Genomic DNA, 13,707 nt, shown 5'->3' on the forward strand with positions numbered 1-13,707 from the left:
CATGCCGTTAACGCGTTTCGATTCGGCCTGTCAAAGACCTTGATCGTTCCTTTTGCCCCCACCAATCTACATCTGCCCGTGTAGATTGTGTATCTTTTGGGTAAGTCACGCCTTCGGGGAGCGATATTCCTTGAATTTTCGAACCACCTTGGTACGGTCTGGCCAACGCTCCCGGGAGACGTGGCGTCTTGTACGGGGCGATATCGTCCAGCTATCGCCGATTTTTCGGATTATACAATGTAGGTAAGAAGGAACATTTCATGGCGCACCCCGTCGATGTGCATGTCGGTAAACGTATTCGTCACCGCCGGTGGCTTGTTGGGATGACCCAGCAACAGCTCGCCGAAAGCGTCGGAATAAAATTTCAGCAAATTCAAAAATATGAAACCGGTGCAAACCGTGTCAGCGCATCGCGGCTTTGGGATATCGCCGACTCCCTGGATGTCGAAATCGCCTTCTTCTTCGAGGGTATCGAACAGGATGGTGGCATGGAGCGCGTCAACCACGATGCCGTTCCCGCCGATATTCTCGGTGACAAGGAAGCATTGGATCTGGTGCGCTCCTACTACTCCATCCCCGAGAACCAGCGCCGTCGCCTGTTCGATCTCGCACGCGTTCTCAGCGAGGTGTCTTGAGCCTGCATCCTCCGCAGTCTATGCCCGGCCCTTGACGGTCGGGCATGAGGTGGCACAGTGGACAGAGCAGATATCGTGACAACCGCCCACGCGGTCGCGGATGCGGCGCGTCGGGCTGTTTTACCTTATTTCCGCAGTGCCGGCCTGACCGCTGACAACAAGCTGGCGGACGGGGCGTTTGACCCCGTCACCGAGGGAGATCGCGCCGCGGAGCGTGCGATGCGTGATGTTTTGGCACGGCTGCGCCCGAATGACGGTATCTTGGGCGAGGAGTTTGGCCATGACACTGGCAAAAGCGGGCTCACCTGGGTCCTTGATCCGATTGACGGGACACGCGCCTTTTTGTCCGGCGCCCCGACATGGGGCGTGCTGATTGCGCTCTCGGATGAAACCGGGCCGCTCTACGGTATCATCGACCAGCCCTATATCGGCGAGCGTTTCGAAGGCGGTTGGGGCACGGCGCGCATGACCGGACCGATGGGCCAGAGGGGCCTGCGGGTGCGCGGCGATCGGCAACTCGCCGAGTCCATTCTGTTCACAACCTTCCCCGAATTGGGCAGCGAAGCCGAGGCAGCCGGGTTTGCCGAGGTTTCAAACAAGGTGAAGCTTACGCGCTATGGGCTTGATTGTTATGCATATTCCCTTGTGGCTGCGGGTCAAATCGACCTCGTGATCGAGGCCGGTTTGCAGCCCTATGACATTCAGGCTCCGATCGCGGTGATCGAGGCGGCCGGCGGCATCGTCACCGATTGGCAGGGCGGGCCGGTGCATCAAGGCGGTCGCGCCGTCGCGGCGGGCGGGCGCGAGCAACATGCGGCGGCGCTTGAGATTCTCTCACGCGTGCAGTGACCTCTCGGAATGCCTCTGCATCAAAGCCCTGCCCGGCGGTTTTCCGGGGGGGTTCCGAGGCCGTTTCAAGCCGCGCGACACGCAAATCCCGACAAAGCGACGTGAGAGGCGCGAAAGACCTCTAAAAACGCTCGGAAAAGCTTGAAATGCAGGGGGGACCAACCGATATTAAGGGCAATGCCCCAAACCGGGGCCGCCATTCACATATCGGAGGGTTATATGGCAGAGTTTGACACGATCCGGACGGCGACGGGCACACGCACCGCCCAGATTGACGCGGGCCTGCGCGCGCACATGAACAAGGTCTATGGCACCATGTCTGTCGGCATGCTGATCACGGCCCTTGGTGCATGGGCGATTTCAGGGCTCGCCGTGACCACCGATCCTTCGGCCGCCGCCGCGGAATTGCCAAATGGCACGATGCTCTCGAGCCTCGGTGCCACGCTGTATCTCTCGCCCCTGAAATGGGTCGTGATGCTTGCACCGCTGGCCTTTATCTTTCTTGGCTGGGGCGCCCTGTTGCGCCGTGGCTCCGCCGCTGCCGTGCAGCTTGGCTTTTTTGCCTTCGCGGCGCTGATCGGCATATCGCTCAGCTCGATCTTTCTGGTGTTCACGAGCTTCTCGATCATCCAGACCTTTATCGTGACATCCATCGCCTTTGCGGGCCTGTCGCTCTTTGGTTACACGACCAAGAAGGACATCTCGGGCTGGGGTAGCTTCCTCATCATGGGCGTGATCGGCCTGATCGTCGCGATGATCATCAACATCTTCCTGCAAAGCCCGGCGATGATGTTCGCCATCTCCGCAATCGGCGTGCTGATCTTCGCGGGACTGACCGCGTTTTACACGCAGGAGATCAAGAACACCTACGTGGCCCACGCGGCGCAGGGTGATCAGGAGTGGCTGGACAAGGCTGCCTATGACGGCGCGCTGAACCTCTACATCAGCTTCCTCAACATGTTCCAGTTCCTGCTGATGTTTATGGGGCAACAAGAATAGCGACCGCCCACGGGCGACACCTGAGCTAAAGAGAAACCCGCCGGATATTACCTCCGGCGGGTTTTTTATTGCGGCGCCCGTCTGACCCAGATCAAGGAAGCCATGCGCCACTCTTTCTATGCTCCTGGCAACATACGCAGGAAAGAGAGGTCGTCATGCTGCGCCTTGGGTTTATTTTGCATCTCTTCATCGGCTCCACCCTTGCTGGCTCGGCCGTCATCGCCGCATTGGTCATCGGACAGGATACGCTCATGCCGATCCTGATCGCTGCCGCGCTTGGCTTTGTGGCTGCGTTCCCGGTGACCTATGTCGTGACCAAAATGCTTTACGAATCGCGCTGAGACGCGCCACTCGCGCCGCTACAGCGTTTCGACTTTTCGTTGAAACAGTCGTAACGCTGTCGTTCATTGTTTTTGCGCAATTTCGAACCGAAAAAGTCTATCAACTTTTTCTGAAAGTGCTTTAGCCCAACCAGGTCCGCACCGCCGCCTCGAAGTCGCGCGGTTTCTCGGCGTGCAGCCAATGGCCCGTACCGGGCAGCTTGGCAAATTGCGCGGCTGGAAAGAGCGCCTTGATGCGATCGCGGTGCGCGGGTTGAACGTAATCGGACTCGGCGCCGGAGAGGAACATGACCTTTCCGTCATACACACCTGAAATATCAGGAAATCCCAGGATCTCCGGCATTTCACGCGCGAGCGTATCGAGATTCAGCAACCAACGCTTTTCCTTCACGTCAAGCGACTGAAGGAAGAACGGCACGAGGTCAGGATTGTCGATCATCTCACGGAGCTGTTCGCCCGCGTCCGACCGGCGCTCGACCCGGGACAGATCGACAGATCTCATCGCCTCCACATATTGAACCTGACTGTGCTGGTACGCCACCGGCGCAATATCGGCCACGATCAGCCGGTTGACCAGAGCGGGCCGGGTCAGCGCCAGAACCATTGCCGCCTTGCCGCCCATCGAGTGCCCAAGCACGTCATACGGGCCGTCCAGACTTTCGATCACCTCGCGCAGATCTGCCGCCATGTCCTCGTAAGTTTGCGTTTCAAACCGGGGGCTTGTCCCGTGATTGCGCATGTCGACGGCCACCACGTGACGGCTATCAGAGAGCCTTTTCGCGATCACCCCCCAATTGCGGGCCGAGCCATAGAGGCCGTGCACGATCAAAAGACCCGGTTTGTCAGTTGGTGTACCATGTTCGATCTTGTTCAGCATGTCCCCTGAATACTGTTCACGGCGCATATTGGCCAGCCCTCTTGAGTGGCGCGGGTGGGGCGGCTAGACTACGCTAAAAGGGGCGTTCAAGTGATTGACACCGAACAGTTTCAGCAAAAGGTTTCGCGGCTCCAGTCGGCCCTGTCGGAAAAGATGCGGCTACGCGGCGCGACGCTCGACCGGCAATTGCGCCGTGCCGGACGACGCCTGCCACGGCGTCAGCGGCGCGCGGCGACAACCATCCTTGGGGCGCAGGACTGGATGGCCCACGCAAAGCTCGCTCGGGTCTTGGACATGACGACCGTCAACCGCGCCTTTGCCGATCTGCATAGCCATCTCGATACGCTCGATCCCAAGGAGGAGCGCAAGACCGCAATCTTGCGCCTCTTGGGCGGTATCGTACTGAACCTGTTGCTCTTGGCCGGGCTTATATATGCGCTTATCGCGTGGCAGAGTCCGGCTTAGGATCAGCTCACATGCCATTGTAAAAAATAAAAAACCCCGCGCCGCCCCAAGGCAGCGCGGGAGATCGTCAAACGCCTGCGCGCTCAGAGCTCGGGGTAGAGCGGGAACCGCTTGCACAGTGCCTCGACCTCGGCCTTCACCTTGGCCTCGACCGCGTCGTTCCCGTCTTCGCCATTGGCGGCGAGACCGTCCACCACCTCGATGATCCAATCCGCGATCTGCCGGAACTCCGCCTCGCCGAAGCCGCGCGTCGTGCCCGCCGGGCTGCCCAGACGAATGCCGCTCGTGATCGTCGGCTTTTCAGGATCGAACGGCACGCCGTTCTTGTTGCAGGTGATATGCGCCCGACCGAGGGCCTTTTCCGTGGCGTTGCCCTTTACGCCCTTGGGGCGCAGATCGACCAGCAGCACATGCGTGTCGGTGCCATGGGTCACGGTATCCAGACCGCCCTTGATCAATTGATCGCTCAGCGCCTGCGCGTTGCGAATGACCTGTTGGATATAGGTCTTGAACTCGGGGCGCAGCGCCTCGCCAAAGGCCACGGCCTTGGCCGCGATCACGTGCATGAGGGGGCCGCCCTGAATGCCGGGGAAGATCGCCGAATTGAATTTCTTCGCCAAGGCCTCGTCATTGGTGAGGATCATACCGCCACGCGGCCCGCGCAGCGTCTTGTGCGTCGTGGTGGTGGCCACGTGCGCGTGCGGAAACGGCGAGGGATGCTCGCCCGCTGCCACCAGACCGGCGAAATGCGCCATGTCCACATGCAGATACGCACCCACACTGTCCGCGATTTCACGCATCTTGGCAAAGTCGATCTGGCGCGGAATGGCGGAGCCGCCTGCGATGATCAACTTGGGCTGATGCTCGGTGGCCAGCGCCTGCACCTGATCGTAATCAATGAGGTTATCCTGCTTGCGGACGCCATATTGCACGGCATTGAACCATTTACCTGATTGGTTCGGGGCCGCGCCGTGGGTCAGGTGACCGCCGGCGTCAAGGCTCATGCCAAGGATCGTATCGCCCGGCTTCAACAGGGCGGTGAACACGCCCTGATTGGCCTGGCTGCCGGAATTGGGCTGCACATTGGCAAAATCGCAACCGAACAGCTCGCAAGCCCGCTCGATGGCAAGGTTTTCCGCTATGTCGACGTACTGACAGCCACCATAATAGCGCTTTCCGGGATAGCCTTCGGCGTATTTGTTGGTCATCACGCTGCCCTGCGCTTCCATCACGGCGGCCGAGACGATGTTTTCGCTCGCGATCAGCTCGATTTCATCGCGCTGACGGCCCAGTTCGGACCGGATCGCGCCAAAGAGCTCGGGATCACGCGAGGCGAGGGATTCGGTGAAAAAGCCTTGATCTGCAACAGGCTGGTGTCCGTCATGGGGCATTCTGGCAACTCCAAAAGAGGGTGAATTACGTGATTTCCTAAAGGAAACTCGTTCGTTTTGAAAGAATGTAAAGCGACGAAATCGCCCGCATCACCGGCATGGCTGGTGTTGGGCAGGGAATTGTGGTTCGATCCGCGCCACCGGATCGCCTTTTGGAAACAGGACCGCACCATGCACCGCAAGATCGCTTTTGTCGCCAGCGATGTGCCAATCGCACAAACGGCGCGCGCGGCTCTCGCCGGGCGGTTTGGTCAGGTGCCGGAGGAAGAGGCGGATGTGATCGTGGCGCTTGGCGGTGACGGGTTTATGCTTCATACGCTCCACCGCACCCAATCGCTCAACACGCCGGTCTACGGCATGAACCGGGGCACGGTCGGGTTTTTGATGAATGAATATGGCGAGACCGACCTTCTCGACCGACTGATCGCCGCAGAGGAAGAGGTGATAAACCCGCTCGCCATGCGTGCCGGATCCTGTGATGGAACGCTGCACGAGGCTTTGGCGATCAATGAGGTCTCGTTGCTGCGCGCAGGGCCGCAAGCGGCCAAGCTGCGGATTACCATTGATGAGCGCCTGCGCCTCGAAGAGCTGGTCTGTGACGGGGCTCTTGTCGCGACGCCCGCCGGATCGACCGCCTACAACTACAGCGCGCATGGCCCGATACTGCCGATCGGCTCGGATGTTCTTGCGCTCACCGCCGTCGCCGCATTCCGCCCGCGCCGTTGGCGGGGGGCATTGCTGCCCAAGACCGCGCTCGTCCGGTTTGATGTCGTGGAGCCCGACAAACGGCCGGTCATGGCTGACGCGGACAGCCGCTGGGTCGAGAATGTGCTCTGGGTCGAAATCCGGTCGGAAACCCGTATTGCACATCGCATATTGTTCGACCCCGGGCATGGTCTGGAGGAAAGATTGCTGCGGGAACAGTTTACATAAATCAACCTTTTGCGACGCCTTGCCCACAAATAAAGATCTATATTTTACAAATCACGACTAATACACGCCAATCCACAGAAATGAGAGATCCGCGGTGTGATCCCGGCCATAGGCGACCGCGGCAAGGCTCTTTATGTCCCTGGCGCGCGGTATGTCGCGCAGCAACGCACCAGACGGGCGAAACGCGGTGAACGGCACCCGCAGTTCTTGCCACTCCGGCCCGCTTGGCACCGATGCCTGATAATATTGCCAGGGCAAGACGGTGCCGCGTGTGCGCAAATGGATGAAATAGCCCTCACCATTGCCGCGCAAGCGCACAATCACGCCTTGTGCGTCCTCGGGCAAGGGCCGCTCCAGCTCGCCCCTGACCTGAATGAAACCACCTCGGTTCTCGGTGCTGACATCCCCGGTCAGGCGAAGGTAGCGCGCGCCCTCCGGCCCGGATATCTCGGCCTGGCCTTCGGACACGCCGCCCATCACCTGGTCGCTGATATAGCGCCAGGTCTCAAGCGGTGGAGGTGAAAAGTTTGACATGCCGCCCTCCTGCGTCATCGCGGGCCCGGAGATCAGCCAAAGTATCAGGACAAGCGCCTGTCTCATTCCGCGCCCTCCGCCGCACGTTCCATCGCCTTGAGGTCGCAAAGCACGATACCCTGCTTTTGCCGCTCGATCAGCCCGGCCTGTTCCCATTCACGGATCTGCCGGTTGACGCTCTCGCGGGACAAGCCAACCAGATCGCCAAGATCCGATTGGGAAAACCGCTCTGCAAGCTGTAATTTGCCACAGGGCAGGACCTCGCCCCATTTCTTCGACAAATGCAGCAAGAGCCGCGCCAGCCGTGCCCGGCCGTCTGCCAGCATATGCGCCGTGTACATGCCCGACGTCTCGCGCAGACGCTGGCACAGCAGGCCGATCACGTCGAGCGCGGCATCCGGATCCTCTCGCAAGAGCCGCAGGGCCTGCTCGCGCGCCAGAAAACGGCCCTGCACCACCGTCGCTGCCACCGCATCGGCGCTGCGCGGCCCACCATCGAGCGCCGCCAGCTCGCCCAGCACGTCGCCCGGCCCCAGATGCGTGAGAATAGAGCGGCGCCCATCGGCAGAGCTGCGGCTGATTTCGACACGGCCCTTGGTGATGAGCATCATCGTGTTGTCCTCGGCGCCGGTTGAATAGATCACCTGCCCGCGCGCGTACTCGACCTTGCGACCGTGCCGCTCAAGCAAGCCCGACAGACCGGGTCCGAGATCCAAGGTCATGCCCATGACTCCTTTATTTCCAACTTTGTGAGATGTATCACAGCGCCGCCACCAGCAAACTGCAATAAGTAAGGGTGTCTCGTGTGTGGGGTGTCCCAAGCCCTTTTCGTATCGCAAGCCCTTACCCTTTGTGGCGAGGCACACCGACTAAGTGCCGCCTGCCCTTCCTGGCAGGTATTTTTCGGTCGGTTCTTGCTGTCTGGCCCGGCGTAGTGAGTGCGTCGCGCCAGACAGCTTTTTCCCAGATGTCCCTTCTGGGGGATGGGGGCTCCGACATTATCGGGGCCCCTTCATTTTTCGGGCCCTATTTCGCCAGACCGATCCCCTGCAACGCGGTGCGGATTTCATCCAGGATCGCCGGATCGTCGATTGTGGCGGGCATCTTGTAGTCCTGACCGTCGGCGATCTTGACCATGATCCCGCGCAGGATCTTGCCCGACCGTGTCTTGGGCAGCCGGTCGACGACAACGGCTAGCTTGAAGGCGGCCACCGGCCCGATCTGATCGCGCACGCGGCTCACGCATTCGCGTGCGATCTCCTCGTGGGGGCGATTGACCCCTTTGGTCAGACAGACAAAGCCGACCGGCGCCTGCCCCTTGAGCGCGTCGCTTATGCCGATGACGGCACATTCCGCGACATCCGGATGTCCGGCCAGCACCTCTTCCATGGCGCCTGTGCTCAAGCGGTGCCCGGCCACGTTGATCACGTCATCGGTCCGCGCCATGATCCACAGATAGCCATCATCGTCTTTCATCCCCGCATCCCCGGTCTCGTAATAGCCCGGATAGGTGGTGAGATAGGATTTCACATAGCGCGCCTCGGCATCCCACAGCACCGGCAGCGTGCCGGGCGGCAGAGGCAGCTTTACAGCAATCGCGCCCAATGTGCCCGGTGGCACCTCGTGTCCGCCCTCGTCAAGGATCTGAACATCATAACCCGGCATCGCCACCGTAGGCGAGCCGATCTTGACCGGCAGCGCCTCAAGGCCCGCCGGGTTGCCCGCGATCGCCCAGCCTGTCTCGGTCTGCCACCAATGATCATAGACCGGGACGCCCATGATTTTCTGCGCCCATTCGATGGTATCGGGGTCAGCCCGCTCGCCCGCGAGGTACAGCGCCCGCAGGCAGGAGATATCGTAATCGCGGATCAGCTTGCCCTCGGGATCGTCACGCTTGATCGCCCGAAAGGCGGTGGGCGCCGTGAAAAAGCTGCGCACGTTATGCTCGGAGATGACCCGCCAGAACGTGCCCGCATCGGGCGTGCCCACCGGCTTGCCCTCGAATACGATGGTGGTGTTGCCATGAATGAGCGGCCCGTAGCAGATATAGCTGTGCCCCACGACCCAGCCGACATCGGACGCGGCCCAGAACACCTCGCCGGGGTTCACATCATAGATGTTCTTCATCGACCAGTTGAGCGCGACCAGATGGCCCGCCGTCGCACGCACAACCCCCTTGGGCGCACCGGTGGTGCCGGACGTGTAGAGAATGTAGGCCGGATGATCACCGGAGACCGGCACGCAGTCGGCGGGCTCCACGCCGTACTGGAACGCATGCCAATCAAAATCGCGGCCCTCGGTCAGCTGCGCGACCTCTTGCTCGCGCTGGAAAATCACACAGAAATCAGGCTTGTGGGTCGATTGCTCGATCGCCCCGTCGAGAAGCGGCTTGTAATGGACGACGCGCCCCGGCTCGATCCCGCAAGACGCGGCGATGATCGCCTTGGGCGTGCAATCGTCGATCCGCACGGCCAATTCATGCGCGGCGAACCCGCCGAACACAACGGAATGCACCGCGCCCAGCCGGGCGCAGGCCAGCATCGCCTCGAGCGCCTCGGGCACCATCGGCATGTAGATGATGACGCGGTCGCCCTTTTCCACGCCCTTGGCACGCAGCGCCCCCGCGAGGCTTGCGACACGGGTCTGCAATTCGGCAAAGGTGATCTCGTGCTTGGTATGCGTCACCGGGCTGTCATGGATGATCGCCGCCTGATCGCCGCGCCCTGATACGACATGCCGGTCGACCGCGTTCCAGCAGGTATTGACCTGCGCGTCCTTGTACCACTCGTAGAGAGGAGCCGCGTCATCAAAGAGCGCCTTGCTGGGCTTTTTGACCCAATCGATGGCCTCGGCCGCCTCCATCCAAAAGGCTTCCGGGTCCGCGAGCGAATGCTCGTAAACGTCTTTGTATCCCATCGTATCCTCCTCCGATCCGTTTAGAATGTGTTACGGATCAGCCCGGCTTCGGGCAAGCATCATGCACAGCCACGGGACAGATGGCCGCAGAAGTTTTGCAGAAAACATCCGATTTGGCCTGCAAATTTTTGCAAAGCCACCCAAGATATGCGACTTTCACTCAGTTGGACGAGGATTTGCAAAACTGCAAACCCATTTCGTGCTAACCTGCGAATCTATCCGTAATGCGCCACCGGCGTGCCGGCGACCGCGGCCATGTTCAACAAACCCCGTGCCGTGATCGACGGCGTCACGATATGCGCACGGTTGCCCATCCCCATCAGGATCGGCCCGACTTCGAGCCCGCCGGCCTTCATCTTGAGGATGTTGCGCACCCCCGACGCCGCATCGGCATAGGCAAAGACCAGCACATTTGCCGCGCCCACCAACCGATTGGCAGGCAAGAGCCGTGCGCGCAGATCAGAGTCGAGCGCGGCGTCGATATTCATCTCGCCTTCATAGCTGAAGTCACGCGGTTCGGAATCGAGGATGTCAATCGCAGCGCGCAGGCGCTCCGCCCCGTCATCATGCTGATTGCCGAATTGCGATTGCGAGCACAGCGCCACCTTGGGCGCGATCCCGAACCGCCGTACATGCCGCGCCGCGCCGATTGCGGTCTCTGCCAACTGCGCCGGGCTTGGGGTCACACGGACATGCGTATCGGCGATAAAGAGCGGGCCATCTTCGAGAATCATCATGCTCAACGCGCCGTGCGGATGATGCCCGCCGTCCTGCAAGACCTGACAGACATAGTTGAGATGCCAGCGAAACTCGCCGAACGTGCCGCAAATCAGGCTGTCCGCTTCGTTGCGATGCACCATCACCGCGCCGATCGCCGTGGTGTTGGTGCGCATGATCGCGCGCGCCAGATCGGGCGTGCCGCCCTTGCGCGCCATGATGCCGTGATATGTCTCCCAATAATCGCGGTAGCGCGGATCATTCTGCGGATTGACGATGTTGAAATCCCGCTCCGGCCGGATCGACAGCCCGGCGCGCTCGCAGCGCCGCGCGATGACCTCGGGGCGACCGATGAGGATGGGCTGTTCGGTGGTCTCTTCGAGGATCGCCTGCGCCGCGCGCAGCACGCGCTCGTCCTCGCCCTCGGCAAACACGATCCGCCGCGACGCGGTCGACGCCGCCTGAAACACCGGGCGCATGAGCAGCGCGGATTTGAAGACGCTCGCGTCGAGATTGGTCTTGTAGGTCTCCAGATCCTCGATCGGCCGGGTGGCCACGCCGCTCTCCATCGCGGCACGCGCCACCGACGAGGACACGATGCCCGACAGGCGCGGATCGAACGGCTTGGGGATCAGGTAATCGGGGCCAAAGGTCATTTGTTCGCCCTGATAGGCCGCCGCCGCCTCTGCACTTGTCGAGGCGCGGGCCAACTCGGCGATGCCCTGTACACAGGCCACCTGCATCACATCATTGATCTCGGTCGCGCCCACATCCAGCGCCCCGCGAAAGATGAAGGGAAAACACAGCACGTTGTTGACCTGATTTGGAAAATCAGACCGCCCCGTGGCGATGATCGCATCCGGCACTGCCTCGCGCGCCAGATCGGGCATGATCTCGGGTCCGGGATTGGCGAGGGCAAAGACGATCGGCCGCGCGGCCATGTCGCGCACCATCTCGGGCTGAAGGATATTCGGCCCCGACAATCCGAGAAAGAGATCGGCGCCGCCGATCACCTCGTCGAGCGTGCGCAGGTCTGTGGGCTGTGCAAAGGCGGCTTTCTCGGGGTTCATGTCCACCTCGCGGCCCTCGTATACTAGGCCATGAACGTCGCACAGCCAGACGTTTTCGCGCTTGACCCCGAGCTTCAACAGCATGTTGAGGCAGGCGATGCCCGCCGCCCCGCCGCCGGTCGAGACGACCTTGATCTCGTCAAACCGCTTGTCGGCCACATGCAGCGCATTGGTGGCCGCGGCCCCCACGACGATGGCCGTGCCGTGCTGATCGTCATGAAAGACGGGGATGTTCATGCGCTCGCGGCAAATCCGTTCAACGATGAAACAATCGGGCGCCTTGATGTCTTCGAGATTGACCGCTCCGAATGTCGGCTCAAGCGCGCACACGATCTCGGCCAGTTTTTCTGGGTCGCTCTCGTTCACCTCGATGTCGAAACAGTCGATATTGGCGAATTTCTTGAACAGCACCGCCTTGCCTTCCATCACCGGCTTGGACGCAAGCGCACCGATATTTCCAAGGCCAAGCACCGCCGTGCCATTGGTGACCACCGCCACCAGATTGCCGCGCGAGGTATAGCGGCTCGCATCCGCTGGATTGGCCTTGATTTCCAGACAGGCCTCGGCCACGCCGGGACTGTAGGCGCGCGCCAGATCGCGGCCATTGGCCATCGGTTTGGTCGCGCGGATCTCCAGCTTACCGGGGCGGGGCAGCGCGTGATAATCGAGCGCCGCCTGACGGGTGGCTTCCTTGTGGCTGTCTGTCATGTTCCTCATCTCCCTGCAGGCAAAAGTAGTTTAATGTTAAACTACCCTTTTGGCACGCTCATAACACGCCCCCGCCATTTTTCAAGTCCAAGTCCATTTCCGAGCACAGCTTGCACGGGCGGGCAAAACCACGCAATCCTGTTTCGCACTTGCCTTTCCCTGTTCCGATGCACATCGCGGCGTTGCTCTCGCCTGCGTTTTCTGGAATGACATTCAACACCGCAGCGCAAGAGGCCCGCCATGACCCAGCATCTCACCATCGTCGATCACCCGCTCGTCCAACACAAGCTGACGATCATGCGGAAAACCGAGACGTCGACCGCCGTGTTTCGACAGCTGCTGCGCGAAATCAGCCAGTTGCTGGCCTATGAGGTCACCCGCACGCTGCCGATGACCACGCAGAGCATTGACACCCCGCTGATGGAAATGGACGCCCCCGTGCTCGCAGGCCGCAAGCTGGCGCTCATTTCGATCCTGCGGGCGGGCAACGGTCTTTTGGACGGCATGCTGGAACTGATCCCATCGGCCCGTGTTGGTTTTGTCGGGCTTTACCGGGACGAAGCGACGCTGCAGCCCGTCAAATACTATTTCAAGGTGCCCGATCAGCTTGGTGGACGGCTCTCCATCGTGGTCGACCCGATGCTCGCAACCGGCAACTCCTCGGCGGCGGCGGTGACGATGCTCAAGGAGGCCGGCGCGCGCGATATCCGCTTTTTGTGCCTGCTGGCCGCCCCCGAAGGTGTGGCGCGCATGCAAGAGGCCCATCCCGACGTTCCGGTGGTCACCGCCGCGCTCGATGATCGTCTGAATGAAAAGGGATATATCCTGCCCGGACTAGGTGATGCGGGCGATCGGATGTTCGGCACTAAATAAGCCAATTACTGTTTACTAGATCGCCAAAATAAGGCAATCTGCTCTCAATTGAACCTGGGGGCAAAATGAAACTTTCTAGATTTTCCATGATCTTCTGCGCCACGGCCCTGTTCGGCGCGTCAGATCTGTCCGCTCAGAACAGGGCTGCCACCTCTGTCCCGGCCGAATTTCCGCCTGCCTCCTATCAAGGGCGACAGTATGTGGATAGCGCGGGCTGCGTCTTTGTGCGCGCAGGCGTGGCCGGAAATATCACCTGGGTGCCACGCGTGACACGCAGCCGCGAACAGCTTTGCGGATTCAAGCCGACGACGACCCGAACTGCGCAGGCAGAGGCCCCGGCGGCGCAGACTGCCACTGCGCCCGCCCGGACCCAAGAGCCTGCGCCGCGCGCGACGGCGG

13 protein-coding genes and 1 pseudogene are annotated in these 13,707 nt (G+C 61.0%); 8 read left to right on the forward strand and 6 right to left on the reverse strand.

Going from position 1 to position 13,707, the window contains the following annotated elements; translation table 11 throughout:
- Positions 1 to 260 precede the first annotated feature (260 nt).
- The 4 genes from Q0X85_RS13020 (at position 261) to Q0X85_RS13035 (ending at position 2,824) form a co-directional block, all read left to right on the forward strand.
- Positions 261 to 635, forward strand: a complete 375-nt coding sequence (locus Q0X85_RS13020; RefSeq protein ID WP_297772495.1) for a helix-turn-helix transcriptional regulator — start codon at positions 261 to 263, stop codon at positions 633 to 635.
- A gap of 57 nt (positions 636 to 692) precedes the next feature.
- Positions 693 to 1,484, forward strand: coding sequence for an inositol monophosphatase family protein (locus Q0X85_RS13025; protein ID WP_297772496.1), 792 nt, complete (start codon positions 693 to 695; stop codon positions 1,482 to 1,484).
- 219 nt (positions 1,485 to 1,703) lie between these two features.
- A complete protein-coding gene (locus Q0X85_RS13030; RefSeq protein WP_297772497.1) occupies positions 1,704 to 2,483 on the forward strand; it encodes a Bax inhibitor-1/YccA family protein in 780 nt (259 codons plus the stop codon).
- Between the two features lie 155 nt (positions 2,484 to 2,638).
- Entirely contained in the window at positions 2,639 to 2,824 is a 186-nt protein-coding gene (locus Q0X85_RS13035) for a CTP synthetase (RefSeq protein WP_297772498.1), read from the forward strand.
- 121 nt (positions 2,825 to 2,945) lie between these two features.
- On the opposite strand, the gene Q0X85_RS13040 is transcribed toward Q0X85_RS13035, so the two are convergent.
- Positions 2,946 to 3,701, reverse strand: a complete 756-nt coding sequence (locus tag Q0X85_RS13040; RefSeq protein ID WP_297772508.1) for an alpha/beta fold hydrolase — start codon at positions 3,699 to 3,701, stop codon at positions 2,946 to 2,948.
- 90 nt (positions 3,702 to 3,791) lie between these two features.
- Between Q0X85_RS13040 and Q0X85_RS13045 the strand changes: the two genes are divergently transcribed.
- Positions 3,792 to 4,166: a hypothetical protein gene (locus Q0X85_RS13045; protein WP_297772499.1), complete on the forward strand. Its 375-nt coding sequence runs from the start codon at positions 3,792 to 3,794 to the stop codon at positions 4,164 to 4,166.
- Positions 4,167 to 4,249: 83 nt separating this feature from the next.
- Here Q0X85_RS13045 and glyA read toward each other — a convergent pair whose 3' ends face one another.
- Positions 4,250 to 5,557 (reverse strand): serine hydroxymethyltransferase, encoded by a 1,308-nt coding sequence (gene glyA, locus Q0X85_RS13050; RefSeq protein WP_297772500.1) that lies wholly within the window; start codon positions 5,555 to 5,557, stop codon positions 4,250 to 4,252.
- 171 nt (positions 5,558 to 5,728) lie between these two features.
- Here glyA and Q0X85_RS13055 point away from each other — a divergent pair, with 171 nt between their 5' ends.
- A complete protein-coding gene (locus tag Q0X85_RS13055; protein ID WP_297772501.1) occupies positions 5,729 to 6,490 on the forward strand; it encodes an NAD kinase in 762 nt (253 codons plus the stop codon).
- 57 nt (positions 6,491 to 6,547) lie between these two features.
- Here Q0X85_RS13055 and Q0X85_RS13060 read toward each other — a convergent pair whose 3' ends face one another.
- From Q0X85_RS13060 to Q0X85_RS13075, 4 genes are all read right to left on the reverse strand, one after another.
- Positions 6,548 to 7,090 (reverse strand): CIA30 family protein, encoded by a 543-nt coding sequence (locus Q0X85_RS13060; RefSeq protein ID WP_297772502.1) that lies wholly within the window; start codon positions 7,088 to 7,090, stop codon positions 6,548 to 6,550.
- Positions 7,087 to 7,746 carry a Crp/Fnr family transcriptional regulator gene (locus Q0X85_RS13065; RefSeq protein WP_297772503.1) on the reverse strand — a complete coding sequence of 220 codons (660 nt, stop codon included), beginning with the start codon at positions 7,744 to 7,746 and terminating at the stop codon, positions 7,087 to 7,089. The genes Q0X85_RS13060 and Q0X85_RS13065 overlap by 4 nt, the downstream gene beginning before the upstream one ends.
- Positions 7,747 to 8,050: 304 nt before the next feature.
- The gene (gene prpE, locus Q0X85_RS13070) at positions 8,051 to 9,940 is read right to left on the reverse strand and encodes a propionate-CoA ligase PrpE (RefSeq protein ID WP_297772504.1); all 1,890 of its coding nucleotides are present in this window, start codon (positions 9,938 to 9,940) and stop codon (positions 8,051 to 8,053) included.
- 215 nt (positions 9,941 to 10,155) lie between these two features.
- Positions 10,156 to 12,435 carry an NADP-dependent malic enzyme gene (locus Q0X85_RS13075; RefSeq protein WP_297772505.1) on the reverse strand — a complete coding sequence of 760 codons (2,280 nt, stop codon included), beginning with the start codon at positions 12,433 to 12,435 and terminating at the stop codon, positions 10,156 to 10,158.
- A gap of 240 nt (positions 12,436 to 12,675) precedes the next feature.
- Between Q0X85_RS13075 and upp the strand changes: the two genes are divergently transcribed.
- Together upp and Q0X85_RS13085 are read left to right on the forward strand one after the other, a co-directional pair.
- Positions 12,676 to 13,308, forward strand: a complete 633-nt coding sequence (gene upp / locus Q0X85_RS13080) for a uracil phosphoribosyltransferase (RefSeq protein WP_297772506.1) — start codon at positions 12,676 to 12,678, stop codon at positions 13,306 to 13,308.
- A 65-nt stretch (positions 13,309 to 13,373) separates the two neighbouring features.
- Positions 13,374 to 13,707 (forward strand): annotated as a pseudogene (locus Q0X85_RS13085) (hypothetical protein); the annotation flags it as partial.

The sequence above is a fragment of the uncultured Roseovarius sp. genome (genome assembly GCF_947259555.1).
GTDB lineage: Bacteria > Pseudomonadota > Alphaproteobacteria > Rhodobacterales > Rhodobacteraceae > Roseovarius.

Excerpts from the sequence above, each read along its gene's own strand:
- upp (WP_297772506.1), top strand. The coding sequence starts at position 12,676 with ATGACCCAGCATCTCACCATCGTCGATCACCCGCTCGTCCAACACAAG.
- Q0X85_RS13020 (WP_297772495.1), top strand. The coding sequence starts at position 261 with ATGGCGCACCCCGTCGATGTGCATGTCGGTAAACGTATTCGTCACCGC.
- Q0X85_RS13075 (WP_297772505.1), bottom strand. The coding sequence starts at position 12,435 with ATGACAGACAGCCACAAGGAAGCCACCCGTCAGGCGGCGCTCGATTAT.
- Q0X85_RS13040 (WP_297772508.1), bottom strand. The coding sequence starts at position 3,701 with ATGCTGAACAAGATCGAACATGGTACACCAACTGACAAACCGGGTCTT.
- Q0X85_RS13055 (WP_297772501.1), top strand. The coding sequence starts at position 5,729 with ATGCACCGCAAGATCGCTTTTGTCGCCAGCGATGTGCCAATCGCACAA.
- Q0X85_RS13065 (WP_297772503.1), bottom strand. The coding sequence starts at position 7,746 with ATGACCTTGGATCTCGGACCCGGTCTGTCGGGCTTGCTTGAGCGGCAC.
- prpE (WP_297772504.1), bottom strand. The coding sequence starts at position 9,940 with ATGGGATACAAAGACGTTTACGAGCATTCGCTCGCGGACCCGGAAGCC.
- Q0X85_RS13060 (WP_297772502.1), bottom strand. The coding sequence starts at position 7,090 with ATGAGACAGGCGCTTGTCCTGATACTTTGGCTGATCTCCGGGCCCGCG.
- Q0X85_RS13030 (WP_297772497.1), top strand. The coding sequence starts at position 1,704 with ATGGCAGAGTTTGACACGATCCGGACGGCGACGGGCACACGCACCGCC.
- glyA (WP_297772500.1), bottom strand. The coding sequence starts at position 5,557 with ATGCCCCATGACGGACACCAGCCTGTTGCAGATCAAGGCTTTTTCACC.
- Q0X85_RS13035 (WP_297772498.1), top strand. The coding sequence starts at position 2,639 with ATGCTGCGCCTTGGGTTTATTTTGCATCTCTTCATCGGCTCCACCCTT.